The following is a 24,915-nucleotide window of genomic DNA, read 5'->3' on the forward strand; positions in this document are numbered from 1 at the left end:
CGGCCCCTTGTGGGGCCGGCCCTTGTCGTTAATGTCGCTGGGCGGTGCGTGTCGCCGTTGTTGGGTCAGGCGGTGTAGCCGCGGGTGGCGATCCAGTCGGCGAGGTTGTCGACGCTCATGCGGTAGGAGGCCTGGTTCGGGTCCGCGGAATCAGCGATGGTGACGGTGTTGCCGTTGTCGCGGTAGCCGACGACGCTGATGTAGTGGCCGCCTTCGAAGGAGTGGGTGGTGCCGTCGGTGTCGGTGGCGGTGCCGGCGATGTTGGCGACCACGGCGTGGCCTTCGTCGATGGCGGTGACGATGTCGCCGCGTAGCTTGTCGGTCTGCTTGTCGTCGGCCTTGGCGCCGGGGATCTCCACCGACTGGTAGGCGTCCTTGCCGGTTTCCTTGTTGAGGACGGGGGTGATGTCGTTGATGGAGTTGGTGCCGGCTTCGGTGGTGCCCATGCGCTGGGCCATGCCGTCGACGTCGATGTTCTTGCCCTGCACGCTGAGGGCGTTGCGGGCGGCGGCGGGGCCGCAGTAGTAGAAGTTGGGCTGTGCCTCGTAGCGCACGCCGAGTTCGCGCTCGCCGCCCTTGCGGTCCTGGGTGACCGTGGCCGACACGGGGGTGGTGGGGGCGGCGAGGGCGGTGGTGACGGGGCCGGCGATGGCGCCGCCGGTGAAGGCGAGCCCGGCAGCGGTCAGGGCGGTCTTACGCAGGATGTCGGTACGCATGATGGCAGCACCTTTCGATCGGGGGTACGCGACACACACCACCGGGGGAACGGGTGGCGTCGCGGGCTGAGGGAAAGGTCGAACCAGGTACGCCCTCGACGAGGGGTGAGGCGCGCCCGGGGGATGTAACGACGCGGGCCCGGCCGGCATTCCGACCGGCGACCCGGCCATCCCGGAGGGCTCAGGGTGGGGCCCGGGGTTACGCGCTCACGGTGGTTACAACGACCCGGCCCCCCGACCCATGCCCACCGGGCGCGTGACCGAGGCCACCGCAAACCACCATCAACCGGACAGCGGGTTGGGGCGGGTTGGGGCCTTGGGTGGTTACGGGCGTCGCGGTGCGTCGTGGGGGTGTGGCCCGCCGTGCCCGGCTCCGGGCGGTCAGGCTTGATCCCTGCGCTGGGCACGGCGGGCCACACCCCGTCGGCGCCTACTCTCGCGTCCGTCCGCCGGGCTCCCGCCGGAGATCTTGGCGAGAAAGCGCCCCTCCAGGGGCAGTTTGGTACCAAGATCTCTACCGGTACCTCGATGACCCCGGTGTCCGGGGCGACCCCGGTGACCCCAGTGACCCGAGGGCCCCAGTGATCCGGTGACCCCAGTGACCCGAGGGCCCCAGTGATCCGAGGGCCCATTGACCCATTGCCCCGAGGACCTCAGTGACCCGAGGACCCCAGTGACCCGAGGACCCGGCTCTATCCGGCTCACCCGCGTTCACTCGGATGAGCCGGATGACGGATGAGCCGGATGAGCCGGATGAGCCGGGTGAGTCCTTGGTGAGCGGGGAGTCGGTGACCCCTGGGCCCGGTTGTGACCGGGTGTCCGGTTTCGTGGTGGCTGTCCGGGCGGCTTGAGCCGGGGAATCGTCAGTGGTTGGCGTGTCGGTGCCGGGTGTGCGGTTTGTGGGTGTGGCCGGGGGCATCGTGGGGGCGGAATCGTGGCCGGGGCGGGGTCGTTACACCCTGCGTACGACCGAGCAAGACCACCCCCGCCGAGGTCACGCCGCCCCCACAGATGGCGTGCCCGGGGCCCCCGGAATGATGGCGGGCCGGCGGTGGTTACACATGGTCCGGCCGACGCGAGGGCGTCCCCCCGCCCCGCACGACAGCCCGGCCCCCTTCCGGCCCGCACGGGTCGGACATCCGGCCGCCACGGCCGAATCTGATCTTCCCTCTGATCTTCGCAACTCCGGCTTGATCGTCGGAGATCCTCTCCATGCCTCGTTGGAGATCCTCTCCGGTTTCGCTGGAGACCCCGCTTGAGTTTGCATGAGTCCCCTTTGAGTTCGTATGAGCGCCGGACGGTGCTTGCACCCGCGTGAAAGCCGATCCCCCTTCGGCGTGTGGGTGCCAACCCCCGAATGGAGCGTTTCTGATGAACACGATCATCCGTAAGAGCGTTCTCGGTATTGCTGGTCTCGCGTTCGCCGGTGGCGTGTTTGCCGGTCCCGCGACCGCGCACGCGGCCCCGTCGGTGGAGTCGACCCCGGTGGCGGTGGCCGTGCAGGCCGACAAGCCGTCGGTCGACGAGGGCAAGCTGATTCCGCACGGTGTGCAGGGCGCCCAGTCGCACGTCGACCTGTCCGACGAGCAGGTCACCAACGTGAAGGCGATCATTGCCGCGACGAAGAAGGCCGGCATGGACGAGCGCGCCGCCGTCGTGTCGATCGCCACCGCGTTGCAGGAGTCGAAGCTGGAGAACCTGGGTCATCTGGGTGACCGCAACGACCACGACTCGCAGGGCCTGTTCCAGCAGCGCCCGTCCTCGGGTTGGGGCACGGTGGAGCAGATCACCGACCCCGAGTACTCCACCACGGCGTTCCTGAAGGGTCTGAAGCAGGTCGACGGGTGGCAGGGCATGCCGCTGACCAAGGCCGCGCAGACGGTGCAGGTGTCGGCGTACCCGGACCACTACGCCCAGTGGGAGCAGCAGGCCGCCGACCTGGTCGCCGAGCACTGGAACAGCTGACACAGACTTTCCACCACAAGGGGGATCGCTGGCCGGCACCCGAACACGGGGTGCCGGCCAGCGGCACATCCACCGCCGGTGGAACATCGCAGGCCGTCGGCTGGTTCAATGAGGTGTCGGTGTGTCCAGTGTCCCCGGGCCTCACCTAAATTGCCTTCGCGGAATACCGTCCGGCTGGAGCCGCGTCGCGCCACTCGCCGAGAGGCGACCTGCACACCGACACCGGCGCCGCCCCCGAGCCTCCGGGCCCGGGGGCGGCGCTGTCTTCGCCGCCAGCCGACATGGAGCGGACCGCCCCCAGGACACCGGTCGCGTACGGCCATGGGCGACGCCGCGGGAAGCGGGCGGTGACCGTCGGGGTGGTGATCCGGCGGCACGGGTCGCGGTCCCGGGCGGCCTGGCCTATGTTCATGTTTGGCTGTGACGGACGGGCCGGGAGAGGGGGTGTCGCGCGTGGGTCTGCGGACCTTCATCCAGGGCTGGCCGGTGTACCGGCAGCTCACCGGCACCGACCCGCTGGGCCGGGGCGCCGCGGCGCAGTCGGGTCGGTCGGCGGAGCTGACCGCCCGCACCGAGACCGCCGACAGTGTGGCGCGTTCGGTCTGCCCCTACTGCGCGGTGGGCTGCGGCCAACGCGTCTTCGTGAAGGACGGCGCGGTCACCCAGATCGAGGGCGACCCGGACAGCCCGATCTCCCGGGGCCGGCTGTGCCCGAAGGGCTCGGCCAGCAAGAGCCTCGTCACCAGCCCCCTGCGGCAGACGAAGATCCGCTACCGGCGGCCCTACGCCACCGAGTGGGAGGATCTGGAGCTCGACGTCGCGCTCGACATGATCGCCGACCGGATCCTCGCCGCGCGGGCGGAGACCTGGGAGGACGTCGACGCGCAGGGCCGGCCGCTCAATCGCACGCTGGGCATCTCCAGCCTGGGTGGGGCGACGCTGGACAACGAGGAAAATTACCTCATCAAGAAGCTTTTCACGGCGATGGGGGCGCTCCAGATCGAGAACCAGGCGCGCATTTGACACTCCGCCACCGTCCCCGGTCTGGGGGCCAGCTTCGGTCGCGGTGGCGCGACGGACTTCCAGCAGGACGTCGCCAACGCTGACGTCATCGTCATCCAGGGCTCGAACATGGCCGAGGCCCATCCGGTGGGCTTCCAGTGGGTGATGGAGGCCAAGCGGCGCGGCGCCAAGGTGTTCCACGTCGATCCGCGGTTCACCCGCACCAGCGCGGTGGCCGACACGTACCTGCCGATCCGCGCGGGCTCCGACATCGCGCTGCTCGGTGGCGTGGTGCGCCACATCCTGGAGAACGAGCTGGACTTCCGGGAGTACGTGCTGGCGTACACAAACGCCGCGACGATCGTCAGCGAGCGCTTCGTCGACACCGAGGACGGCGACGGCTTCTTCTCCGGCTTCGACCCGGAGACGGGCAGCTACGTCCAGGACTCCTGGCAGTACGCGGGCCACGAGTCCGACTCCGGCAGCGGGCACACCGCGAAGGAGCGGGACACCGCCGCCGGGCTGCGCCACGAGTCGCACGGCGCCGAGGTGGGCGGGCAGGTGGAGCGGGACGAGACGTTGCAGCATCCGCGCTGCGTCTACCAGATCCTCAGGCGGCACTTCGCCCGCTACACCCCGGAGATGGTGGAGCGGGTCTGCGGCATCCCCCGGGAGAAGTTCCTGGAGCTGGCCGAGGCGTGGACGGCCAACTCGGGCCGCGAGCGCACCGGCGTGCTGATCTACTCCGTGGGGTGGACGCAGCACAGCGTCGGCGTGCAGTACATCCGTACCGGCGCGATCATCCAGCTGTTGCTGGGCAACATGGGCCGCCCCGGCGGGGGCATCCTGGCCCTGCGGGGGCACGCCAGCATCCAGGGCTCCACGGACATCCCGACGCTGTTCAACCTGCTCCCCGGCTACCTGCCGATGCCGCACCACGCCGATCACCCCACCTTCGACGAGTGGGTGGACAGCATCCGCCACCCGGGCCAGAAGGGCTTCTGGGGTAACGCCCGCGCCTACGCGGCGAGCCTGCTCAAGGCGTACTGGGGGGACGCGGCGACGCCGGAGAACGACTTCTGCTACGGGTACCTGCCCCGGATGACCGGCGACCACGGGACGTACCAGCAGGTGCTGAACATGATCGACGGGAAGGTGCGGGGCTACTTCCTGCTCGGCCAGAATCCGGCGGTCGGCTCGGCGCACGGCCGGGCGCAGCGCCTCGGCATGGCGAACCTGGACTGGCTGGTGGTCCGCGACCTTTTCATGATCGAGAGCGCGACGTTCTGGCGGAACAGCCCCGAGGTCGCCACCGGCGAGATCGTGCCGGAGCAGTGCAAGACGGAGGTGTTCTTCCTGCCGGCCGCCTCGCACGTGGAGAAGGAGGGCACCTTCACGCAGACCCAACGGCTGCTGCAGTGGCGGGAGAAGGCCGTCGAACCGCCGGGCGACGCCCGCTCCGAGCTGTGGTTCTTCTACCACCTCGGGCGCCGGCTGCGGGAGAAGCTGGCCGGCTCCGACCTGCCGCGCGACCGGGCGCTGCTCGACCTGGCCTGGGACTATCCCATGCACGGTCCGCACGCCGAGCCGAGCGCCGAGGCGGTGCTGCGCGAGATCAACGGGTACGAGGTGGCGACCGGCCGCCCGCTGTCCACGTTCGCCGAGGCCCGCGACGACGGTTCCACCGCGGTGGGCTGCTGGATCTACTCCGGGGTGTACGCCGACGGCGTCAACCAGGCGGCGCGGCGCAGGTCGCGCCACGAGCAGGACTGGGTGGCCGCCGAGTGGGGCTGGGCGTGGCCGGCGAACCGGCGCACCCTCTACAACCGGGCCTCGGCGGACCCGCAGGGCCGGCCGTGGAGCGAACGCAAGCGCTACGTGTGGTGGGACCCGGACGCCGGGGAGTGGACCGGCTACGACGTGCCGGACTTCGAGCGGACCAAGCCGCCGACGTACCGGCCGCCGGAGGGCGCGTCCGGCCCGGAGGGGATCGCCGGCGACGACCCGTTCGTCATGCAGGGCGACGGCAAGGGCTGGCTGTACGCGCCCAGCGGCGTGCTGGACGGCCCGCTGCCGACGCACTACGAGCCGGCCGAGTCGCCGGTGCGCAACCCGTTCTACCGGCAGCAGGCCAACCCCACCCGCAAGGTGTACGCGCACCCGGTGAACTCGGTGAACCCGAGCCCGCCGCAGGAGCACAGCCAGGTCTTCCCGTACGTGTTCACGGTCAGCCGGCTCACCGAGCACCACACGGCGGGCGGGATGAGTCGTACGGTGCGGCCCCTGGCGGAGCTGCAACCGGAGATGTTCGTCGAGGTGTCCCCGGAGTTGGCCGCGGAGGTGGGCCTGGCGCACCTGGGCTGGGCGCACCTGGTCAGCGGGCGGGCGGTCATCGAGGCGAAGGTGCTGGTCACCGACCGGCTCAGCCCGCTGCGGGTGGACGGCCGGGTGATCCACCAGGTGTGGCTGCCGTACCACTTCGGGTTCGAGGGCCTGGTGACGGGCGACTCGGCCAACGACCTGTTCGGGATCACCCTGGACCCGAACGTGCTGATCCAGGAGAGCAAGATCGGTACCTGTGACGTGCGGCCCGGTCGGCGGCCCACCGGCCCGGCCCTGCTGGACCTGGTGGCCGACTACCAGCGGCGGGCGGGCATCGTCCCCGGCCAGCCGGCACCGACGCTCACCCCGGGGGCGCTCGCCCCGCCGGAGCCCGCCGACGGCGCCGGGGAGGGCACCGATGCTTCCTGACCCGCACAGCCTGTCCGGGCCGCTGGATCCGGCTCCGGAGGCCGGCTGGACCGACGCCCCACCTCGGATGGGCTTCTTCACCGACACGAGCGTCTGCATCGGCTGCAAGGCGTGCGAGGTGGCGTGCAAGGAGTGGAACGACGTCCCCGGCTCGGGGCTGGACCTGCTCGGCATGTCGTACGACAACACCGGCGCGCTGACCGCGAACTCGTGGCGGCACGTCGCGTTCGTCGAGCAGCCCCGCCCGGCGGGGCACCGCAGCCCGCCGTTCGCCGGCACGCCGACGGGCGGCTCGGTCAGCGCCTCGTCGGCGGCCGTGGCCGCCGGCGTCGGCAACCCGACCGGCACGGAGCCGGGAGTGCCGCCGGGCGCGGCGGACGCGGCCGCGCGGATGGCCGTCGGCACCGGGACCGGCCCGGGTACCAGCGCCGGCACGAGCACGGGCCCCGCCGGCACGAGCACGGCCGGCCGGACCGGCGGGCCGGAGTTCCTGGGGATGCCCGGGGCGCAGCCGCCGGGGCGTGCCGGGGGCGCGGAGGGGCGCACCGACTTCCGCTGGCTGATGATGTCCGACGTCTGCAAGCACTGCACCCACGCGGCCTGCCTCGACGTCTGCCCCACCGGCTCGCTGTTCCGCACCGAGTTCGGCACGGTGGTGGTGCAGGAGGACATCTGCAACGGCTGCGGCTACTGCATCTCCGCATGCCCCTACGGCGTCATCGACCAGCGCAAGGGCGACGGCCGGGCGTGGAAGTGCACGCTGTGCTACGACCGGATCGGCGCGGGCAACACTCCGGCCTGCGCGCAGGCGTGCCCGACCGAGTCCATCCAGTACGGCCCCCTCGACGAGCTGCGGGAGCGGGCCGCGGCCCGGGTGGCGACGCTGCACGAGCGGGGCGTGCCCGAGGCGCGGCTCTACGGGCACGACCCCGGCGACGGGGTCGGCGGCGACGGCGCGTTCTTCCTGCTGCTCGACGAGCCCGAGGTGTACGGGCTGCCGCCGGACCCGGTGGTCACCACCCGGGACCTGCCGAAGATGTGGAAGCGGGCCGGCCTGGCCGCCCTGGCGATGGCGGCGGCGGCCGTCGCCGCGTTCGTCGGAGGATCCTCGTGAGCACGGACCGCCCGGTCGGCGACCGGTTCCGCCGCTTCCGCGACCGCCTCGACGCGGGCACCCCCGACGCCGGCCCGGCCGGGTCGCCCAGGAACGGCAGGGGCGGGCGGGCCCGGCGCGGCGGCGAGGAGCTGAGGGTCCCGGAGGCCGAGTTCACCTCCTACTACGGCCGGCCGATCCTCAAGGCGCCGGTCTGGAAGTGGGACATCGCCGCGTACCTGTTCACCGGCGGGCTGGCCGCCGGCTCGTCGCTGCTCGCGGCGGGCGGGCAGCTCACCGGCCGTCCCGCGCTGCGCCGCGCCGGCAGGGTCGCCTCGCTGGCGGCGGTCACCGCCAGCACCGTCTTCCTGATCAAGGACCTGGGGCGGCCCGCCCGGTTCCACCACATGCTCCGGGTGGCCAAGCCCACCTCGCCCATGTCCGTGGGCACCTGGATCCTCGGCGCCTTCGGCCCGGCCGCCGGGCTCGCGGCGGTCGCCGAGGGCGCGGCGTGGCTGCCCGAGCGGGGGCTGCCCGGCCTCGCCCGCCGGGTGCTGCCGCCGGTGGGGCACGCCGCCGGGCTGGCCGCCGCGGCGACCGCGCCGGCGCTGGCGACGTACACGGGGGTGCTGCTGGCCGACACGGCCGTGCCGTCGTGGCACGAGGCGTACCCGGAACTGCCTGTCATCTTCGCGGGCAGCGCCCTGGCCAGCGGCGCGGGCGTCGGGTTGATCGCCGCGCCCGCCGCGCAGGCCGGTCCCGCCCGGCGGATGGCGGTGGCGGGCGCGGCCCTGGAGCTGTACGGCGCGCACCGGGTGGAGACCCGGCTCGGGCTGCTCAGCGAGCCCTACCGCACCGGCCGGCCCGGTCGCCTGCTGCGCGCGGGGCGGGCCCTGACCGCCGCGGGGGTGGCCGGCGCGCTGCTGGGTCGGCGCAGCCGCACGCTCTCCGCGCTGTCCGGGGTGGCGCTGCTGGGCGCCTCGGTGGCGACCCGGTTCGGCATCTTCGAGGGCGGCGTGGCCTCGGCGAAGGATCCGAAGTACACGGTGCTGCCGCAGCGGGAGCGCCTCGAGCGGCGGCGCGCCGCCGAGGGCTGACGCCTCCCCGCACACGCCCGCCGGGCCTGTGGTTCACTGCTGCGTGGAGGCGTTCAGGCGGCTGGTGCCCCTCCCGGTCTTCAAAACCGGTGTGGTCCGGGATCCGGGCCAGGCGGGTTCGATTCCCGTCCGTCTCCGCCATGCTGCGGAAGTGGGGATCATGGGGGACGTCGCGGCCGATCCGCGCCGGCGGGTGCCGCGCACCGACGCGCTGCTCGCCGACCCCCGGCTGGCCGCCGCGGCGGGCACCCTGGGGCGGGAGCGGGTCAAGGCCGCCGTCCACCGCGCCCAGGAGCGCGCCCGCCGGGGCGAGATCACCCCCGAGGCGGTACGCGACGCCGCGCTGGCCGCCCTGCCGGCGCCGGCGCCCCGGGCGGTGCTCAACGCCACCGGCGTGGTGCTGCACACCAACCTGGGTCGCGCCGCGTTGTCGCCCGCCGCCGTGGCGGCGGTCGTCGCCGCCAGCGGGCACACCGACGTCGAGTTGGACCTGGGCACCGGGCGGCGGGCCCGGCGCGGGCGCGACGCCCTCGACGCCCTCGCGGCGGCGGTGCCGGACGCGGGCGCGGTGCACGTGGTCAACAACGGCGCCGCCGCGCTGGTGCTCGCCGCGACCGCGCTGGCCGCCGACGCCGAGATCGTCGTCAGCCGGGGCGAGCTGGTGGAGATCGGCGACGGGTTCCGCCTGCCCGACCTGCTGGAGAGCACCGGCGCCCGGCTGCGCGAGGTCGGCACCACCAACCGCAGCACGCTCGACGACTACGCCGCCGCGATCGGTCCCCGGACCGGCTTCGTGCTCAAGGTGCACCCGTCGAACTTCCAGGTCACCGGCTTCACCTCCGCCGTGCCCGTACGCGCACTGGCCACCCTCGGCGTCCCCGTGGTCGCCGACATCGGCTCCGGGCTGCTCGCGCCCGACCCGCTGCTGCCCGCCGAGCCGGACGCCGCCAGCACCCTGCGGGCCGGGGCGGCGCTGGTCACCGCCAGCGGCGACAAGCTGCTCGGCGGCCCGCAGGCCGGGCTGCTGCTCGGTGCCGCCGACCTGGTCGAACGGCTGCGCCGGCACCCCCTGGCCCGGGCGTTGCGGGTGGACAAGCTGACCCTCGCCGCGCTCGCCGCCACCCTCGCCGATCCGGAGACCCCCACCCGGGCCGCGCTGCACGTCGACCCGGACGCGCTGCGGGCGCGCACCGAGCGGCTGTGCGCCGCGCTCGCCGCCGACGGGTGCGAGGCGCAGGTGGTGCCCGCCGGGGCGGTCGTCGGCGGCGGTGGCGCCCCCGGCGTCGAGCTGCCCTCCTGGGCCCTCGCCCTGCCCGAGCGGTACGCGTCTCCGCTGCGCCTCGGCGACCCGCCGGTGCTGGGCCGGGTGGTACGCGGGCGGCTGCTGCTCGACCTGCGCTGCGTGCCCGCCGACGCCGACGCGGCGCTGCGCGCCGCCGTGCTGCGCGTGCCCGGGGAGGGCTGAGGCGTGTTCGTGGTGGCCACCGCCGGGCACGTCGACCACGGCAAGTCGACACTGGTGCGGGCGCTGACCGGGATGGAACCCGACCGGTGGGCCGAGGAACGCCGCCGGGGCATGACCATCGACCTCGGCTTCGCCTGGAGCACGCTGCCCTCGGGCGCGACGGTGGCGTTCGTCGACGTGCCGGGGCACGAGCGGTTCGTGCCGAACATGCTCGCCGGCGTCGGCCCGGCGCCCGCCGCGCTGGTCGTCGTCGCCGCCGACGAGGGCTGGATGCCGCAGTCGGCCGAGCACCTGGCGGCACTGGACGCGCTCGGGGTGTCGTACGGCCTGCTGGTGGTGACCCGCGCGGACCTGGCGGATCCGGGGCCGGCGACAGCCCGGGCCCGGGCGGAGCTGGCCGCCACGTCCCTCGGCGTGGTCGACGCGGTGGCGGTGAGCGCGGTGACCGGCGCCGGCCTGCCGCAGCTGCGCGCGGCGCTGGACCGGCTCGCCGCCCGGCTGCCCGCCCCGCGGGCCGACGCGCCGGTGCGGCTGTGGGTGGACCGCGCCTTCACCGTCCGCGGCGCCGGCACGGTGGTGACCGGGACGCTCGGCGCCGGTCGGCTGCGGGTGGGCGACGAGCTGGAGCTGGCCGGCAGCGCGGAGGCGGTGCGGGTGCGCGGCCTGCACTCCCTGGGCGTGGCCCGGCCCGAGGTCGGCCCGGTCGCCCGGGTGGCGGTGAACCTGCGCGGCACGCCCCGGGACCGACTGGGGCGCGGCGACGCGCTGCTCACCCCCGGCCGGTTCCACCGCACGGACCTGCTGGACGTGCGGCTGGCCGGCGACCCGACCGGGGAGCTGCCGGCCACCCTGACCCTGCACATCGGCGCGGCGGCGGTGCCGGCCCGGGTCCGGCCGCTCGGCCCGGACACGGCCCGGCTGCGGCTGGCCCGGCCGTTGCCGCTGCTGGTCGGGGACCGGGCGCTGCTGCGCGACCCGGGCCGGCACCACGTCGCGGGCGGGGTGACCGTGCTGGACGTGGCCCCGCCGCCGCTGACCCGTCGGGGCGCGGCGGTCGCCCGCGCGGCGGTGCTGGCGACGGTGGACGGCCGCCCCGAGCTGGCCGGCGAGCTGCGACGGCGGCGGCTGGCCCGGGCCGCCGACCTGATCCGCATGGGCGTCGAGGTCACCGGGCGGCCGGTCGCCGGCGACTGGCTGGCCGACCCGGAGCACTGGCGGGGCCTCGGCGCCCGGCTGGTCGAGGAGGTCGCCCGGCACTCGCGGGAGCACCCGCTGGAGGCGGGCGCGCCGGTCGAGCTGCTGCGCCAGCGCCTGGACCTGCCCGAGCGGGCGCTGGTCGAGGCGCTGGTCCGGCCGCCGCTGCGGCTGCGCGCCGGTCGGGTCACCGCGTCGGCGGTCGACGCGCTGCCGGAACCGGTGGCCCGGGCCGTGGCCCGGGTCCGCGCCGAGTACGCCGACCGCCCGTTCCGCGCCCCCGAGGCCGAGCACCTCGCCGACCTGGGGCTGGGTCCCCGGGAGATCGGCGCGGCTGTCCGCGCGGGGGCGCTGCTGCGGCTCGCCGAGAACGTGGTGCTGCTGCCCGGCGCGGCCGACGACGCCGTGCGGGTGCTGGCCGGGCTGCCCCAGCCGTTCACGCTCAGCGCCGCGCGGCGGGCGTTGGACACCACCCGCCGGGTCGCGGTGCCGCTGCTGGAGTTGCTGGACCGTCGCGGCGCCACCCGCCGGCTGCCCGACGACGCGCGGGTCGTGGTGACGGCCCGCTCCTGAAGCCGCCCCGGCGGGGCCGGCGGTCGCCTAGCGTGGCGCCATGGACCCTTCCGCGGTCTGGCGGGACCGGCAGCACAAGTGGCGGATCGAGGCGTACCGGGCGCCGGACCTGCGTTTCGCGATCTTCGCCACCAACGGCACCACCGAGTCCGCGCCGCTGTGGCTGTTCGGGATGTCGGCGCTGGCCCGGTGGCTGATGACGCACAAGATCTCCCTCGACGACCTGGAGGTCGACTGACATGGGGGCGCAGCTCGGTCAGCTCGCGCTGGTGGCGGTGCTGGTGCTGGTCAACGCGGCCCTGTCGGGCAGCGAGATGGCGCTGGTGACGCTGCGCGAGGGGCAGGTGCGGCAGTTGGGCCGGCGCAGCCGGTCCGGTGAGCGGCTGGCCCGGCTGGTCCGCGACCCCAACCGGTACCTGGCGACCATCCAGCTCGGCATCACCCTGGCCGGGTTCCTCGCCTCCGCCGCCGCCGCGGTGTCCCTGTCCGAGCCGCTGGTGGGGCCGCTGGGCTTCCTGGGCGGGGCCGCGCGCGGGGCGGCGATCGTCCTGGTCACCGTGCTGCTGACGTTCGTCACCCTGGTCGTCGGCGAACTGGCCCCCAAGCGGCTGGCGATGCAGCGCGCGGAACGCTGGGGGCTGGTCAGCGCCGGGCCGCTGGACCTGCTGGCCCGGCTGTCGCGGCCGGCGGTCTGGCTGCTCAGCAAGGCCACCGACGTGGTGGTGCGGCTCGCCGGCGGGGACCCGCGCGCCAACCGTACGGAGATGACCGAGGACGAGCTGCGGGAGATCCTGGTCAGCCAGCGGGGCCTGTCGGCACAGCAGCGGGAGATTCTCACCGGCGCGTTCGACATCGCCGGCCGGACGCTGCGGGACATCCTGGTGCCCCGGCTGGACGTGACGATGCTGCCCGAGACGATGCCCGCGGCCGACGGGCTGCGCCGGCTCGCCGCCGCCGGCCGCTCCCGCGCCCCGGTCGTCGGGCCGGGTGGGCTCGACGCGGTGCGGGGCGTGGTGCACATCCGCGAACTCGTCGGGGCGGACGCGGCGACGGTTGCCGACCGGGCCCGTCCGCCGCTGCTGCTGCCCGGCACTCTGCCCGTCGCCGACGCGCTGCGCGAGCTGCGGCTGTGCCACCAGCAGCTCGCCCTCGTCGTCGACGAGCACGGCGGGGTCGACGGCATGATCACCATGGAGGACCTGCTGGCGGAGGTCGTCGGGGAGCTGTACGACGAGACCGACCGGGACGTGACCGGGGTGACCCGGGAACCGGACGGCTCACTGCTGATGCCCGGCGACTTCCCGCTGCACGACCTGGCCGACGTCGGCGTGCGCCTGCACTTCCGGCCGTCGCGGGAGTACACGACGGTGGCCGGGCTGGTGCTGGCCGGGCTGGGGCACCTGCCGAGCGGACCGGGGGAGACGGTGCACCTGCCGGGGCTGACCGTCGAGGTGGTGGAGGTGGCCGGCCGCACCATCCGCCGGGTCCGGCTGCGCGGCTTCTCCGCCGGCCCCGACCCGGTCGGGTGACGGCGGCGGGAACCGTCACGAACGGCGTGGATCAGGACGTACCGTCCGGTACGTGAAGGACCGAGGGATGCGGACGTTCGTCACCGTGCTGGCCGGGCTCGCGGTGATCTACTTCGGCACCACCGGCCGCAGCGAGGAGGACGGCCGGGGCGTCTCCGGCGGCCTCGTCGTGCTCGCGCTGCTGGCGGCGCTGCTGGTGTGGCACCTGACGAAGCCGGGCGACAAGACGGCCAAGTAGCCCGTTCAGGCGGCGGCGGCGCGGGTGACCTCACCGGCGGACTCCTCGCCGAGGGCCACCCGGACCAGCGCCGAGGCGAGCCGGCCGAAGTCGCCCGGGTCGACCAGCCCGGCCAGCCGGTCCGCCGAGCCGGGCAGGCCGAGGCGTTTCGCGCCGGCCAGGGCCCGCCGGTCGGCGTACGGGCGCAGGTCGGCCCAGGCCACCTGGGCCTCGCGCAGGAAGATGTCGGCGCCGGTGGGGCCGATGCCGGGGAACTCGGTCAGCAGCCGGCGCAGCCCGGCCGGTTCACCGCCGGCGTCGCGGTGCAGCCGGCGCAGGTCGCCCCGCCAGCGGTCCAGGCACAGCCGGGCGCCGGTGCCGAGCATCGTCGAGGTCCGCTCGTCGTAGCGGCGGTAGTGGCCCCGGCCCAGCGCGTCGACCCGGTCCTGCCAGCTCGCCGCCTCCATCCGCTGCGGGGTCCGGTAGCCGGCGGCGAAGAGTTCGCGGGCGGCCGACACGGCCACCCCGGCCCGGATCCGGGTGCTCAGCAGGGTGGCGAGCACCAGCAGCTGGTAGAGCGGGGCGGGCCGGTCGGCGAGCGTGATGCCCGCCTCCTCGGCGTACGTGCGGCCGCGCCGCTCCAGCAGGACCCGCGCCACCTTCCGGTCGTCGCCCATCCTCGGCGTGTACCCGCCCTGCGCCCGGCCACCCCTGCGACCGTCCGCCCCGGCGGGTATGCGGCCGGGGCGGACGGGTAACCGACGTCGGACACGGCCGGACCCCGGAAGGAGAAACCCGTGGTGAACCCGCAGCAGGAGGAGTTCCGCCGCAACAACAAGGGCGCCACCAGCCAGGACAGCAAGGGCCCCAACCCCGCGGGGCACCCGCGCAACCGCGGCTCGTCGCACGGCGACGAGGGGCGCCCGGTGCCCCGGGGGCAGGTGTCGCCGTACGGCCCGGCCACGGAGCCGGTCGCCGACGACGAGAGCGCCCGGGGCTAGCAGCTCCGGCCCGCGACGGGCGGCCGCAGCCGGTTCCAGGTGGCTGCGGCCGCCACGCCGTACGCGAGGTGCGGCACGAGGTCGGCCAGCCAGTCCGACCGGCGCCACGTGCGCGGATCGGTCACGCCCAGCACGGTCATCGACCCGTCGGACATCGTCATGACGGTGCCGCCGAGCACCCCGGCGGCCAGCGGCAGCGGCATCCGGCGGCCCCGGGCGAGCAGGGCGTACCCGACGCCCGCCGCCACGCCGATGCCGTAGCCGAGCAGGGGCCCGAGGCCCGAGCGGCGGTTGGCCGCCCGATCCTCGGGCCCCAGGTCGACGTGTGCCACCTGGGCCACCCGCCCGGCGGTCTCCTCCGGGGTGCTGCTCGCGGGCCGCGCCCGCAGCACCATGTCGAGGTAGCTGACCATGTTCAGGGCGGCGCTGCCGACGGCGCCGGCGATCGCCCCGTCGGCCAGGTTCGTCGCCCTCACCTCGGGTCGCCCGGTTCGCGCTCGCCCTTGGGGCCGTAGACCCGCTCGCCGCGGACGACCCCCCGCTGTCCCCGGTCGGACTGCAGGATCCGGTTGGCCACGTCGTTGGCCTTGTCGTCCGGCACCCGTCGTCCCGAATCGTCGATCGCGTTCCGGATGCGTGCCCGCTGCTTGTCGTACGCGTTGCTGCCCGGCCGTGGTCCTGGCATCACTGCCTCCTCCGGTCGTCGTCGCCGTTGGCGTACCGCGCTCGTCTACCCGCCTGCGCGGGGGCCAACCCCGCGACCGGTCCGGCGCGGTGCCCGGCTCAGCGCGGCGCGCGGACCACCGCGACCGGGCAGTCGGCGTGGTGCAGCAGCGACTGGCTGACCGAGCCCAGCAGCAGCCCTGTCAGCTCGCCGCGTCCCTGCCGGCCGACCACCAGCAGCTGGGCCCGCCGGGACGCCTCGGCGAGCACGGTGGTGGGGCGGCCCCGCGTCGTCTCCCGGCTGACCGGCACGTCCGGCCACCGCTGGGTGAGCCCCGCCATCGACTCGGCGACCACCCGCTCCTCCTCGGAACGCAGCTCGGCGTCGTCGTACACCAGTGGTCGCATGTCCCCGGGGCCGGTGGAGGTCGGATGCCGGTAGGCGTGCAACGCGACCACCGCCGCGCCGCGCACCGACGCCTCCTCCATGGCGAACTCCGCGGCCAGCCGGGCCGTCTCGGAGCCGTCCACGCCGACGACGACGGCCCCGTCGGGGTGGTCGGTGCCCCGGGCGACCAGCACGGGACAGTCGGCGTACGCGGCGACCTGCACCGCGACGGACCCCACCACCAGGGCGGAGAAGCCGCCGAGCCCCCGGTCGCCGAGCACGATCATCGCGGCGGCCAGCGACTCGCCGAGCAGCACCGCGGCGGCCTCGCCGTCGATGATCTCGCCGGAGATCCGCAACCCGGGCACCGTCGCCTCGGCCTCGTCCGTGGCGGCGGCGACGACCTGCTCCGCCTGGTGCCGCAGGCCGGCGCCGGGTGGGCCGGCGGCGGGGGCCTCGACCGGCACACGCAGCAGGGGCCAGATGAAGGCGTGCACGATCCGCAGTGGCCGGTGCCGGCGGGCCGCCTCGACGGCGGCGAGCCGCACGGCGCGCAGCGACGAGTCCGAGCCGTCCACGCCGACGACCACCGCCGCGCCGTTCGCCGAGTTCACCCGCCCACCTCCCGCCGCTTCCCGGCCAGTATCGCGGCCGGGAACCCGTCGGCGGGCCGATACCGCGCAGGCCGACCGGTGGGTACGCTGTCCACGCCCACCGGGGAGGGAGCGTCGTCGATGGTTGAGCCGGACCAGCCGAGCACCGCGCGGATGATCGATTTCTGGCTCGGCGGGGAGCACCACTTCCCGGTCGACGTGGCGGCCGCCCGCGACTTCGAGCAGGCGTACGGGCCGTGCGAGCCGGTCTTCCGCGAGCTGCGCGCGTTTCTCGGCCGGGCGGTCCGGGCGATGGCCGCGCGGGGGGTCGACAGCTTCCTCGTCTTCGGCGCCGGGGTGCCCACCATGGGCAACGTGCACGAGGTCGCCCCGGACGCCACCGTCCTCTACACCGACGTCGACCCGGTCACCATCCGCCTCGGCCAGCGCCTGCTGGCCGGCAGCGACCGGGCCGGCTACGGCTACGGCGACGCCACCGACATCGGCACGGTCGACCGCGCCCAGCTGCACCGGTTCGTGCCGGGGTGGGGGAGGAGACCGGTCGGCGTGGTCTTCCTCGGTCTGGCCGCGTTCCTCGACGACGAGACGCTGGCCCGCACCCTCGACGAGCTCTACGAGGCCACCGTGCCGGGCAGCCTGCTCGCCGTCGACTTCGACACGGAGGAACTGGCCGGCTTCCCGGCGGCCCTCGCGATGATGGGCCCGGCGTTCCGGATGCGCCCACCGGCCGCGTTCGTGCCGCTGCTGGGCCGCTGGACTCCCACCGGGGACGGCATCGTCCCGATCGCCCGGTGGCGGCCGGACGGCCCGCCCGCGCAGGTGCCCGACGCCTTCCACGGCGGGGTCGCCGTCCACTCCCCGGCGTGCTGACGCCTTCGGACGGCGAGGTACGCGTGTGCGGCCTGCCGTCCTGACCGGCCGTCACCGCGGCACCCGGGTCGCCGCCTGGACACCGGTCGCCTGAACACCGGTCGTCGCCCGCCGCCGCAGCAACCTGGCCGTCGTGGGTGCGTGCGGCTGCCCCCGCAGCACCCGCCGGCCGAGGCGACGTGGGCGCCGGGCGCCGGGTGCCGCCCGCGTGCGAGGGGCGCGGCGGCGGGTACCCGCTGTGTGCCCGCCCGCCCGGAGGGTGGGGGAGAGGGCTCCGTATGATGCTTGCCCTACGGCAAGCTTCCGGAGGATGATCATGTTGGAGGCACCGGGCCAGGTCTCGCGTGCGCTTCGTGCGGCCCCGCCCGACCAGGTGGTGGAGGCGGCGGACCAGGCTATCCGGTCCGCCCTGGGCGCCTCGCGAACGGATGTGTTCATCGCCGACTACCGGATCACCGGGCTCTGGCCGGTGCTCGACGCGGACCTCTCCGGCGGCGGCTTCCTCGCCTGCCACGACGCGGCGCAGCGCTGCTTCAGCAGCCAGCAGCCGATGACCGACACCGACGACGAGGGCCGGTGCCGGCTCTACCTGCCGCTGTCGGTGTGGGGGGAGCGGCTGGGCGTGCTGCTGGTCGAGCTGCCCGACCAGCCCGAACCGGACGTCGTCGAGCGGGCCGCGGACATCGCCGGCGAGCTGGCCGTCGTGCTGCGCGCGGCGGACCGGGAGACCGACCGGTACCGCCGGGTCCGCCGGCGGGAGCGACTCAGCATGGCCGCCGAGATGCAGTGGGAACTGCTGCCGGGACGCGGCGTGAGCCACGCGGCGTTCGAACTCGCCGGCCAGCTGGAACCGGCGTACACGGTCGGCGGGGACCACTTCGACTGGTCCGTGGACGACGACCGGCTCACCGTGACGGTGCTCAACGGCGCCGGCATCGGGCTGTCGGCGTCGCTGCTGACCGCCGTCACCGTGAACGCGCTGCGCAACGCCCGGCGCTCCGGAGGCAGCCTCGTCGAGCAGGCCGAGCTGGCCTCCGACACGGTCTTCTACCAGCACCGCGGTCGCCGGTACGTGGCCACGCTGCTCCTCGAACTGGACACCGTCACCGGCCGGGTGCGGGCGGTGGACGCCGGCTCCCCGCACCTGCTGCGGGTGCGCGGCGGCACGGTGACGCCCATCGACCTGGAGCAGCAGCTGCCGCTGGGCATGTTCGCCGAGGCCCGCTACGACGTCCAGGAGTTCGCGCTGGAACCGGGGGACCGGCTGTTCGTGGTCAGCGACGGGGTGTGGGCCGCCGACCCCGGTGACCGCGGCGCGTACGGCGAGCGGACGATGGCGCGGGCGATGCGGTCCACGCGGCTGCAACCGCCGGCGGAGGCAGTTGGTACGGTGATGCGCGAACTACACGCCTGGCACGCGGACGCCGATTTGCGCGACGACGCGGTCGTCGTCTGCCTGGACTGGCGTGGTTCCGCCGGGCGGGGCGACGGGTGAGAGCCGTCGTCGCACCGGCAGGGCACGAGCGGGACGATCGCAGGGGACACCGGGTGGAGCGACCTCCGAATCTCGCCGCGGCGATCGACGCTGCCGCCGAGGCGCTCGTCGGTGTGCTCGACTCGGCGGTGCCCCGGCACCAGATGGCCGTCTCTCCGACGCAGCTGCGCGTGCTGTCGCTGATCAGCGGCCGGCCGGAGACCAACGTCAACGGCCTGGCCGAGTTGCTGGACGTCGTGCCGTCCTCGGCGAGCCGGCTCTGCGACCGGTTGGAGGCCACCGGGCTGCTGCGCCGGGTGCCCGATCCCCGGGACCGGCGGGAGGTGCGGCTGATGCCGACGGCCGCCGCCGAGGCGCTGCTGCGTGAGCTGCAGGAGCGCCGGCACCGGGCGGTGCAGGCCGTGCTGGACCGGATGCCCGGTCGGGCGCAGCACGAGCTGCTGCTGGCGTTGATGGCGTTCGAACGCGCGGCCACCGCCACCCCGACCGAGTCGCCGGCGGACTCCCAGGCCCGCACCGCCTGACGGCTCGGTTCCCCGTAAGCGCATTCCCCGGCCTGCTCCACTAGTGTCCTAGGATGCCTTACGGGTGGTGACGCAGCACACCCGACGACACCGTCGTCCACGGGCCCGGCTGCCTGAGGCCGAGGGAGGCGCCGAGGGCCCGATATAGTGGCAGCGCAACCGGCCCGTGATCGTCACGATCGCGGGCCGATGTCAGGCGAAGGTCCCGTATACGGGGGACCGCAGGGGACGCCGGCGGCAGCCGGCCCGACAGCGCCCACGTTCTCCGCGCCGCCGGTCCTCGGCCGGGCGGCGGAGCGTGCCGCGGAGGAGGTTCGGTGTCGCGTCCGCCGGCTCGGGAAGAGCACCCGGGGGCCACCGCCGGCACGAGCGGATCGGCCGTCGGCGACCGGATCCTCACGCTGCCGAACGTCATCAGCTTCGTCCGGTTGCTCGGCGTGCCGCTCTTCCTCTACCTGCTGCTCGTCGCGCACGCCGACGTGGCCGCAGTCGTGGTGCTGGCCATCGGCGGCACCACGGACTGGGTGGACGGCTGGGTCGCGCGCCGGATGCGCCAGGTCAGCCGGCTCGGTGAGCTGCTCGACCCGCTCGCCGACCGGCTCTACATCCTCGCCACCCTGCTCGGGTTCACCGCCCGCGACGTGGTGCCCTGGCAGTTCACCGCGGCGCTGCTGGCCCGGGAGTTGCTCCTGCTCGGTTCGCTGGCGGTACTGCGCCGGCACGGGTACGGCCCGCCGCCGGTGCACTACGTGGGCAAGACCGCGACCTTCCTCTTGCTGGCCGCCTTCCCGGTCCTGCTGCTCGCCGCGGCGGTGCCGGGTGCGGCGACCGTCGCCGGGGCGATCGGCTGGGGCCTGGCCTGGTGGGGCCTGGTCCTCTACTGGGTGGCCGGCGCGCTCTACGTCGTGCAGGCCGGCCGGCTGGTCAGGGCGGTTCGGGCCGGGGGAGCGCCGGCATGACGGGCACGCCGGGCGACGGCCGGGGCCGCGGCGACCGGGTGTACGCCCCGGACTTCCTCACCGAGCTGTTCCGTAATCCGCTGGATCCCGGCTACGCCGACGCGGCGGCCCGGCGTCAGGAGCGGCAGACGCCGTCGCCGAGGTGGCGGCGGTGGTCGGCGCGTTCCGTCACCGTGGTGGTGGCGCTGCTGCTGGGTTTCCTGTTCGCGGTGGCGTACCGGCAGACGCTGGAGGCCGAGCCGGGGCGCAGTCAGGCCCGGTCCGGCCTGGTCGAGCAGATCAAGCAGCGGGAGACCGAGACGGACCGGTTGTCGGTGCGGGCCGACGAGCTGCGGGCGGAGGTGGCGCGGCAGCGGGCGGCGGCGCTGGGTGGCTCGGAGGCGGCGCGGTTGCACAACCTGGAGGCGGGCACCGGCCTGGGGCGGGTGCGCGGTGACGGCGTGGTGGTGCGCCTGGCGGACGCGCCGCAGAACCAGGACGCGGTGACGGGCGCGGACGTGGGGCCGTCCCGGGTGATCTACAGCGATCTGCAGGGTGTGGCCAACGACCTGTGGGCGGCGGGGGCTGAGGCGATCGCGATCAACGGTCAGCGGTTGACGGCGATGTCGACGATCCGTTCGGCGGGGCAGGCGATCCTGGTGGACTTCCGGCCGGTGACGGGCCCGTACGAGGTGTCGGCGATCGGTCCGGGGTCGATGCGGGACCGGTACGAGGACAGCCGCAGCGCGTTGACGATGCGGAAGGTGGCCGAGGACACCGGGTTGTCGTTCGGGGTGCGTGAGGCGGAGGACCTCACCCTGCCGGCCGCTCCGGACCCGCGGCTACGCTACGCGCAGCCCTCGGTGAGCCCGACGCCGTCGCCGTCGGGGGCCGACCGTTCCGTCAGTCCTGGGCCGACCGGTTCGAGGACGTCTCCCAGCCCTTCCGGAGGTGGTCGATGATCGCGGTGCTGGCGTTGCTCGCCGGTGTGGTCCTCGGTGTGTGGCTCGACCCCACGGTTCCCACGGCGTTGCAGCCGTACCTGCCGATCGCGGTGGTGGCCGCGTTGGACGCGGTGTTCGGCGGGGTGCGGGCGAAGCTCGACCGGATCTTCGACGACAAGCAGTTCGTGGTGTCGTTCATTTCGAACGTGCTGGTGGCGGGTCTGATCGTGTATCTGGGTGACCAGTTGGGGGTGGGCGGTCAGCTTTCCACCGGCGTGGTGGTCGTGCTCGGGGTGCGCATCTTCGGGAATGTGGCGGCGATCCGTCGGCACCTGTTCCGGGCGTAGGTTGGTGGCGATGAGCAGCGACGAGCACACCGAGACGGGCACGGGTTGGCCGCAGCCGGCGGGTCCGGGGCGGCCGTCGGGTCCGGCGGGGGCGCCCGATCCGCGGCCGGACGCGCCGGATCCGGACGAGTTGAGCCCGTTGGCGCCGGAGCGGTCCGCGCCGCCGGTGGAGCCGCCCGTGCAGGAGCCGGCGGTGGTGGAGCCCGACGACGGCGCGACGGTGGAGTTGAGCCGGGCTGCCGCCGGTGCCACCCCGTCCGCGCCGGCGGTGGCGGCCGGGGATGGCGGGACGCCGCGGCGGCGGGTGAGTTCGGCCGGGGTGATGATCGCGGCGCTGTTGGCGTTGCTGGGGTTCACCCTGGTGGTGCAGTTCAAGTCGACGTCGACGGATCCGACGGTGGCGGCGACGCGGCAGGAGGATCTGGTGCGGATCCTGTACGACCTGAACTCGCGGGAGGTCCGGCTGCGGCAGGACATCGCGACGCTGGAGGAGAGTCAGCGGCAGTTGCGTTCGGGTCAGCAGGGGCGGCAGGCGGCGTTGGAGGAGGCGACGCGGCGGGCCGACGAGTTGGGGATCCTGGCGGGGACGTTGCCGGCGACGGGGCCGGGGTTGTCGGTGCGGTTCGAGGCGGGTGAGAAGCCGATCTCGGCGTCGCGGGTGTTGGACGCGGTGCAGGAGTTGCGGGGCGCGGGCGCGGAGGCGATGCAGATCTCCGGTGGTGACCGGGCGACGGTGCGGATCATCGCGTCGACGTTCTTCCTGGACGGGGAGGGCGGGTCGTTGGTGGTGGACGGGCGTCGGTTGACGGGTCCGTTCACGATCACGGTGATCGGTGATCCGGCGACGATGCGTACGGCCTTGAACATTCCCGGCGGGGTGGTGGCGTCGGTGACGGGTGACGGCGGTAAGTTGATCGTCGAGGATCGTGAGGCTGCCGAGGTTTCGGCGCTGCACGCGCCGATCAAGCTGGAACACGCCCGTCCGGTCTCCTGACCGGCGCGGCCCGCACCGGGTTTCCGGTGCGCCGATGGATGAAGGACGCGTCTGGTGATTCCTGAGGATCTGCGGTATACCGCCGAGCACGAGTGGGTGGCGGGTGACGGCGGCGGCACTGTCCGGGTCGGCATCACGCACTTCGCGCAGGACGCCCTGGGTGACATCGTGTATGTCCAGCTGCCCGATGCGGGTGTGGTGGTGGCGGCCGGTGAGTCGTTGGGTGAGATCGAGTCGACGAAGAGCGTGTCGGAGATCTACGCCCCGCTCAGCGGTACGGTGGCGGCGCGCAACGAGGCGCTCGGCGACACCCCTGAGGTGATCAACACTGATCCGTACGGTGCGGGTTGGTTGTTGGAGATCACCCCGGACGATCCGGCGGCGGTCGATGGTCTGCTGTCCGCGGACGCGTATCGTGAGCTCACCGAGAGCTGAGTGCGTCCCCTTCGGGCGTGGCGGGTGTTCCGCGCGTCCGGTTGCCCTGCATTTCGGCGCTGGCTAGGCTCGCCCAGTCGACCGAGAACCAATAGTTCAGCGTTGCGGAATTGCCTTTCCGGGCACGGGGAGCCAGCCGCCGGGTGTGCACTGCCCGGCGGCCAGACCCGCCATTACCCGACGCCGACCGAACAGATCCGTGAGGTGGTCCCATGACGCGCCCAGACGACGAGTTCCCCCCACTCGACGTCACTTCGACGCTCAATCTCGGTTCGCTCGACGAAGTGCTGGAGGGGCCGGACACCGATGTGGTGCCGAGCCGGATGTCCGGTTCGTTGCCGCCGGGTATGGCGCTGCTGGTGGTTCGCCGGGGTCCGAATGCGGGTGCCCGGTTCCTGCTGGATCACGATGTGACGACCAGTGGCCGTCACCCGGACAGTGACATCTTCCTCGACGACGTGACGGTGTCGCGGCGGCACGCCGAGTTCCACCGTGACGGTGGGACGTTCACGGTGCGGGACGTGGGGAGCCTGAACGGCACGTACGTGAACCGGGAGCGGGTCGAGGCGGCCACGTTGAGCAATGGTGACGAGGTGCAGATCGGCAAGTTCCGGGTGGTGTTCATCGCCGGTCCGCGTCCCGAGGAGGGGGCCGGCCGGGGGTGAACGAGCCTGCGGCCTCCACGCCGCCCGAGGCGGCCCGTGCGCGCCCGCTGATGAGTATCGGTGAGGTGCTGGGTCAGCTGCGGGTCGATTTCCCGGACGTGACCATCTCGAAGTTGCGGTTCCTCGAGGCCGAGGGCCTGGTGGAGCCGCAGCGGACGGCGGCGGGTTACCGGAAGTACAGCTGGGACGATGTGGCGCGGTTGCGGTTCGTGCTGACTGCGCAGCGGGACCAGTATCTGCCGTTGCGGGTGATCCGTGATCAGTTGGCGCAGTGGGACGCGTCCGGGGAGTCGCCGGGTCGGCAGCGGCCGACGTTGGTGGCGGTGGGTCCGGACGGTGAGGTTCCGGGGCGGGTGCCGGAGGAGCCGGTCGGGTCGCCGCAGGTGCGGCTCGGCCGGCTGGATCTGGTGGCGCGCAGCGGGATCGACGAGTCGACGCTGGGCGAGTTGGAGCGCCTCGGTGTGGTGGTGTCGGATCCGCCGGGTTGGTACGACGACGACGCGTTGATCATCGCGAGTGCGGTGGCGGGCCTGGCGGCGTACGGGTTGGAGCCGCGGCATCTGCGGGCGTTCCGTACGGCGGCGGATCGGGAGGCTGGTCTGTTCGCGCAGTTGTTGACGCCGTTGGCGCGGCAGAGTGATCCGGCGGCGCGGGCGCGGGCGGCGGAGACGGCGCGGGAGTTGGTGGCGCTGTCGCAGCAGTTGCATGCGGCGTTGGTGCGGGTGGGGTTGCGGTCGACGTTGGGTCGGTGATCCGGCGGGGGCCGTGCGGAAAGATCTTCCCCGGGAAGCGTGTCGTAGGCTTGCCGGGGTAACCCCTTTCTGGCGCGGGCGTGTGCGGGTAGCGCATGGGACGGCCGTGTCGCGGTCCGTGTACCGTGCAGGGAAGGGCGCGGTGCGGCGTAGGTGACAACGACACGGAGGCGGCGGTGCGCGAGCTGAGCGTGGTCGGAGTTCGGGTGGAGCTGCCCAGCAACCAGCCGATCGTCCTGCTCAGGGAGGTCGACGGGGACCGCTATCTGCCGATCTGGATCGGTGCGGTCGAGGCGACGGCGATCGCCTACGAGCAGCAGGGGGTCAAGCCGGCCCGGCCGCTGACCCACGATCTTCTGCGGGACGTGTTGACGGCGTTGAAGGCGCCGTTGCAGGCGGTGGAGATCACCGAGCTGAAGGAGAACGTCTTCTACGCCGATCTGTTGCTCGGGGACGGGGTGCGGGTGTCGGCCCGGCCGAGTGATTCCATCGCCCTGGCGTTGCGGGTCGGTGCGCCGATTCGTTGTGCGGAGGAGGTCCTCAGCGAGGCGGGGATCGTGATCCCGGACGAGCAGGAGGACGAGGTGGAGAAGTTCCGCGAGTTCCTGGACCAGGTGCGTCCGGAGGACTTCGCCGGCTGAGTCCGGCCTTCTTCGGGATGTCACTTTCGGTGACGTTCCGGT

Annotated in this window: 26 protein-coding genes and 1 tRNA gene; 22 read left to right on the forward strand and 5 right to left on the reverse strand. The window is 74.0% G+C overall.

What is annotated here, in order from left to right; genetic code table 11:
- Window positions 1-65: 65 nt before the first annotated feature.
- Window positions 66-716, reverse strand: a complete 651-nt coding sequence (locus tag ACGFNF_RS14800; protein ID WP_393166024.1) for a C39 family peptidase — start codon at window positions 714-716, stop codon at window positions 66-68.
- A 1,371-nt stretch (window positions 717-2,087) separates the two neighbouring features.
- On the opposite strand from ACGFNF_RS14800, the gene ACGFNF_RS14805 reads away from it, so the two are divergent.
- The 10 genes from ACGFNF_RS14805 (at window position 2,088) to ACGFNF_RS14850 (ending at window position 13,623) form a co-directional block, all read left to right on the forward strand.
- Window positions 2,088-2,681 (forward strand): hypothetical protein, encoded by a 594-nt coding sequence (locus tag ACGFNF_RS14805; protein WP_393168229.1) that lies wholly within the window; start codon window positions 2,088-2,090, stop codon window positions 2,679-2,681.
- 453 nt (window positions 2,682-3,134) lie between these two features.
- A complete protein-coding gene (gene fdh, locus ACGFNF_RS14810) occupies window positions 3,135-6,434 on the forward strand; it encodes a formate dehydrogenase (protein WP_393168231.1) in 3,300 nt (1,099 codons plus the stop codon).
- Window positions 6,424-7,548, forward strand: coding sequence for a 4Fe-4S dicluster domain-containing protein (locus tag ACGFNF_RS14815; RefSeq protein WP_393168232.1), 1,125 nt, complete (start codon window positions 6,424-6,426; stop codon window positions 7,546-7,548). The genes fdh and ACGFNF_RS14815 overlap by 11 nt, the downstream gene beginning before the upstream one ends.
- Entirely contained in the window at window positions 7,545-8,624 is a 1,080-nt protein-coding gene (gene nrfD / locus ACGFNF_RS14820; RefSeq protein ID WP_393168234.1) for an NrfD/PsrC family molybdoenzyme membrane anchor subunit, read from the forward strand. Before ACGFNF_RS14815 ends, nrfD begins: the two co-directional genes overlap by 4 nt.
- A gap of 45 nt (window positions 8,625-8,669) precedes the next feature.
- Window positions 8,670-8,765, forward strand: a tRNA-Sec gene (locus ACGFNF_RS14825).
- 19 nt (window positions 8,766-8,784) lie between these two features.
- Window positions 8,785-10,089, forward strand: coding sequence for an L-seryl-tRNA(Sec) selenium transferase (selA, locus tag ACGFNF_RS14830; protein ID WP_393168236.1), 1,305 nt, complete (start codon window positions 8,785-8,787; stop codon window positions 10,087-10,089).
- Window positions 10,090-10,092: 3 nt separating this feature from the next.
- On the forward strand, window positions 10,093-11,856 hold the full coding sequence (gene selB / locus ACGFNF_RS14835; protein ID WP_393168238.1) for a selenocysteine-specific translation elongation factor: 1,764 nt from the start codon (window positions 10,093-10,095) through the stop codon (window positions 11,854-11,856).
- 40 nt (window positions 11,857-11,896) lie between these two features.
- Complete coding sequence (locus tag ACGFNF_RS14840) at window positions 11,897-12,094, forward strand: hypothetical protein (protein WP_089000292.1); 198 nt, start codon at window positions 11,897-11,899, stop codon at window positions 12,092-12,094.
- 1 nt (window position 12,095) lies between these two features.
- Window positions 12,096-13,385, forward strand: a complete 1,290-nt coding sequence (locus ACGFNF_RS14845; RefSeq protein WP_393168240.1) for a hemolysin family protein — start codon at window positions 12,096-12,098, stop codon at window positions 13,383-13,385.
- A gap of 52 nt (window positions 13,386-13,437) precedes the next feature.
- A complete protein-coding gene (locus ACGFNF_RS14850) occupies window positions 13,438-13,623 on the forward strand; it encodes a hypothetical protein (RefSeq protein WP_148710079.1) in 186 nt (61 codons plus the stop codon).
- 5 nt (window positions 13,624-13,628) lie between these two features.
- Here ACGFNF_RS14850 and ACGFNF_RS14855 read toward each other — a convergent pair whose 3' ends face one another.
- Window positions 13,629-14,279: a hypothetical protein gene (locus ACGFNF_RS14855; protein WP_393168242.1), complete on the reverse strand. Its 651-nt coding sequence runs from the start codon at window positions 14,277-14,279 to the stop codon at window positions 13,629-13,631.
- Window positions 14,280-14,399: 120 nt separating this feature from the next.
- Between ACGFNF_RS14855 and ACGFNF_RS14860 the strand changes: the two genes are divergently transcribed.
- A complete protein-coding gene (locus ACGFNF_RS14860; RefSeq protein WP_132237737.1) occupies window positions 14,400-14,603 on the forward strand; it encodes a hypothetical protein in 204 nt (67 codons plus the stop codon).
- Here ACGFNF_RS14860 and ACGFNF_RS14865 read toward each other — a convergent pair.
- The 3 genes from ACGFNF_RS14865 to ACGFNF_RS14875 form a co-directional block, all read right to left on the reverse strand.
- Window positions 14,600-15,079 (reverse strand): hypothetical protein, encoded by a 480-nt coding sequence (locus ACGFNF_RS14865; RefSeq protein WP_357578884.1) that lies wholly within the window; start codon window positions 15,077-15,079, stop codon window positions 14,600-14,602. The genes ACGFNF_RS14860 and ACGFNF_RS14865 overlap by 4 nt on opposite strands.
- Complete coding sequence (locus ACGFNF_RS14870) at window positions 15,076-15,288, reverse strand: phosphatidylethanolamine-binding protein (RefSeq protein ID WP_132237733.1); 213 nt, start codon at window positions 15,286-15,288, stop codon at window positions 15,076-15,078. Before ACGFNF_RS14870 ends, ACGFNF_RS14865 begins: the two co-directional genes overlap by 4 nt.
- Window positions 15,289-15,386: 98 nt before the next feature.
- Window positions 15,387-16,268, reverse strand: coding sequence for a universal stress protein (locus tag ACGFNF_RS14875; RefSeq protein ID WP_393168245.1), 882 nt, complete (start codon window positions 16,266-16,268; stop codon window positions 15,387-15,389).
- Between the two features lie 120 nt (window positions 16,269-16,388).
- Here ACGFNF_RS14875 and ACGFNF_RS14880 point away from each other — a divergent pair, with 120 nt between their 5' ends.
- The 11 genes from ACGFNF_RS14880 to ACGFNF_RS14930 all read left to right on the forward strand — a co-directional run bounded on the left by ACGFNF_RS14880 (window position 16,389) and on the right by ACGFNF_RS14930 (window position 24,873).
- Window positions 16,389-17,138, forward strand: coding sequence for an SAM-dependent methyltransferase (locus ACGFNF_RS14880; protein ID WP_393168247.1), 750 nt, complete (start codon window positions 16,389-16,391; stop codon window positions 17,136-17,138).
- A 316-nt stretch (window positions 17,139-17,454) separates the two neighbouring features.
- Window positions 17,455-18,633, forward strand: coding sequence for a PP2C family protein-serine/threonine phosphatase (locus ACGFNF_RS14885; RefSeq protein ID WP_357578887.1), 1,179 nt, complete (start codon window positions 17,455-17,457; stop codon window positions 18,631-18,633).
- Between the two features lie 53 nt (window positions 18,634-18,686).
- Window positions 18,687-19,157 (forward strand): MarR family transcriptional regulator, encoded by a 471-nt coding sequence (locus tag ACGFNF_RS14890; protein WP_357578888.1) that lies wholly within the window; start codon window positions 18,687-18,689, stop codon window positions 19,155-19,157.
- 317 nt (window positions 19,158-19,474) lie between these two features.
- The gene (locus ACGFNF_RS14895) at window positions 19,475-20,116 is read left to right on the forward strand and encodes a CDP-alcohol phosphatidyltransferase family protein (protein WP_393168250.1); all 642 of its coding nucleotides are present in this window, start codon (window positions 19,475-19,477) and stop codon (window positions 20,114-20,116) included.
- A complete protein-coding gene (locus ACGFNF_RS14900) occupies window positions 20,113-21,057 on the forward strand; it encodes a DUF881 domain-containing protein (RefSeq protein ID WP_393168251.1) in 945 nt (314 codons plus the stop codon). Before ACGFNF_RS14895 ends, ACGFNF_RS14900 begins: the two co-directional genes overlap by 4 nt.
- Window positions 21,054-21,386, forward strand: coding sequence for a small basic family protein (locus tag ACGFNF_RS14905; protein WP_089000302.1), 333 nt, complete (start codon window positions 21,054-21,056; stop codon window positions 21,384-21,386). Before ACGFNF_RS14900 ends, ACGFNF_RS14905 begins: the two co-directional genes overlap by 4 nt.
- A gap of 10 nt (window positions 21,387-21,396) precedes the next feature.
- Window positions 21,397-22,380, forward strand: coding sequence for a DUF881 domain-containing protein (locus ACGFNF_RS14910; protein WP_357578890.1), 984 nt, complete (start codon window positions 21,397-21,399; stop codon window positions 22,378-22,380).
- A 54-nt stretch (window positions 22,381-22,434) separates the two neighbouring features.
- Window positions 22,435-22,815 carry a glycine cleavage system protein GcvH gene (gene gcvH / locus ACGFNF_RS14915; RefSeq protein ID WP_151454622.1) on the forward strand — a complete coding sequence of 127 codons (381 nt, stop codon included), beginning with the start codon at window positions 22,435-22,437 and terminating at the stop codon, window positions 22,813-22,815.
- A gap of 212 nt (window positions 22,816-23,027) precedes the next feature.
- Window positions 23,028-23,480, forward strand: coding sequence for an FHA domain-containing protein (locus ACGFNF_RS14920; RefSeq protein WP_089000305.1), 453 nt, complete (start codon window positions 23,028-23,030; stop codon window positions 23,478-23,480).
- A 50-nt stretch (window positions 23,481-23,530) separates the two neighbouring features.
- On the forward strand, window positions 23,531-24,232 hold the full coding sequence (locus ACGFNF_RS14925) for a MerR family transcriptional regulator (protein WP_357578891.1): 702 nt from the start codon (window positions 23,531-23,533) through the stop codon (window positions 24,230-24,232).
- Window positions 24,233-24,408: 176 nt separating this feature from the next.
- Window positions 24,409-24,873 (forward strand): bifunctional nuclease family protein, encoded by a 465-nt coding sequence (locus ACGFNF_RS14930; protein ID WP_311413267.1) that lies wholly within the window; start codon window positions 24,409-24,411, stop codon window positions 24,871-24,873.
- Window positions 24,874-24,915: the final 42 nt, after the last annotated feature.

Origin of the sequence: Micromonospora sp. NPDC048868 (assembly GCF_043198195.1) — a bacterium.
GTDB classification, from domain to species: domain Bacteria; phylum Actinomycetota; class Actinomycetes; order Mycobacteriales; family Micromonosporaceae; genus Micromonospora; species Micromonospora reichwaldensis.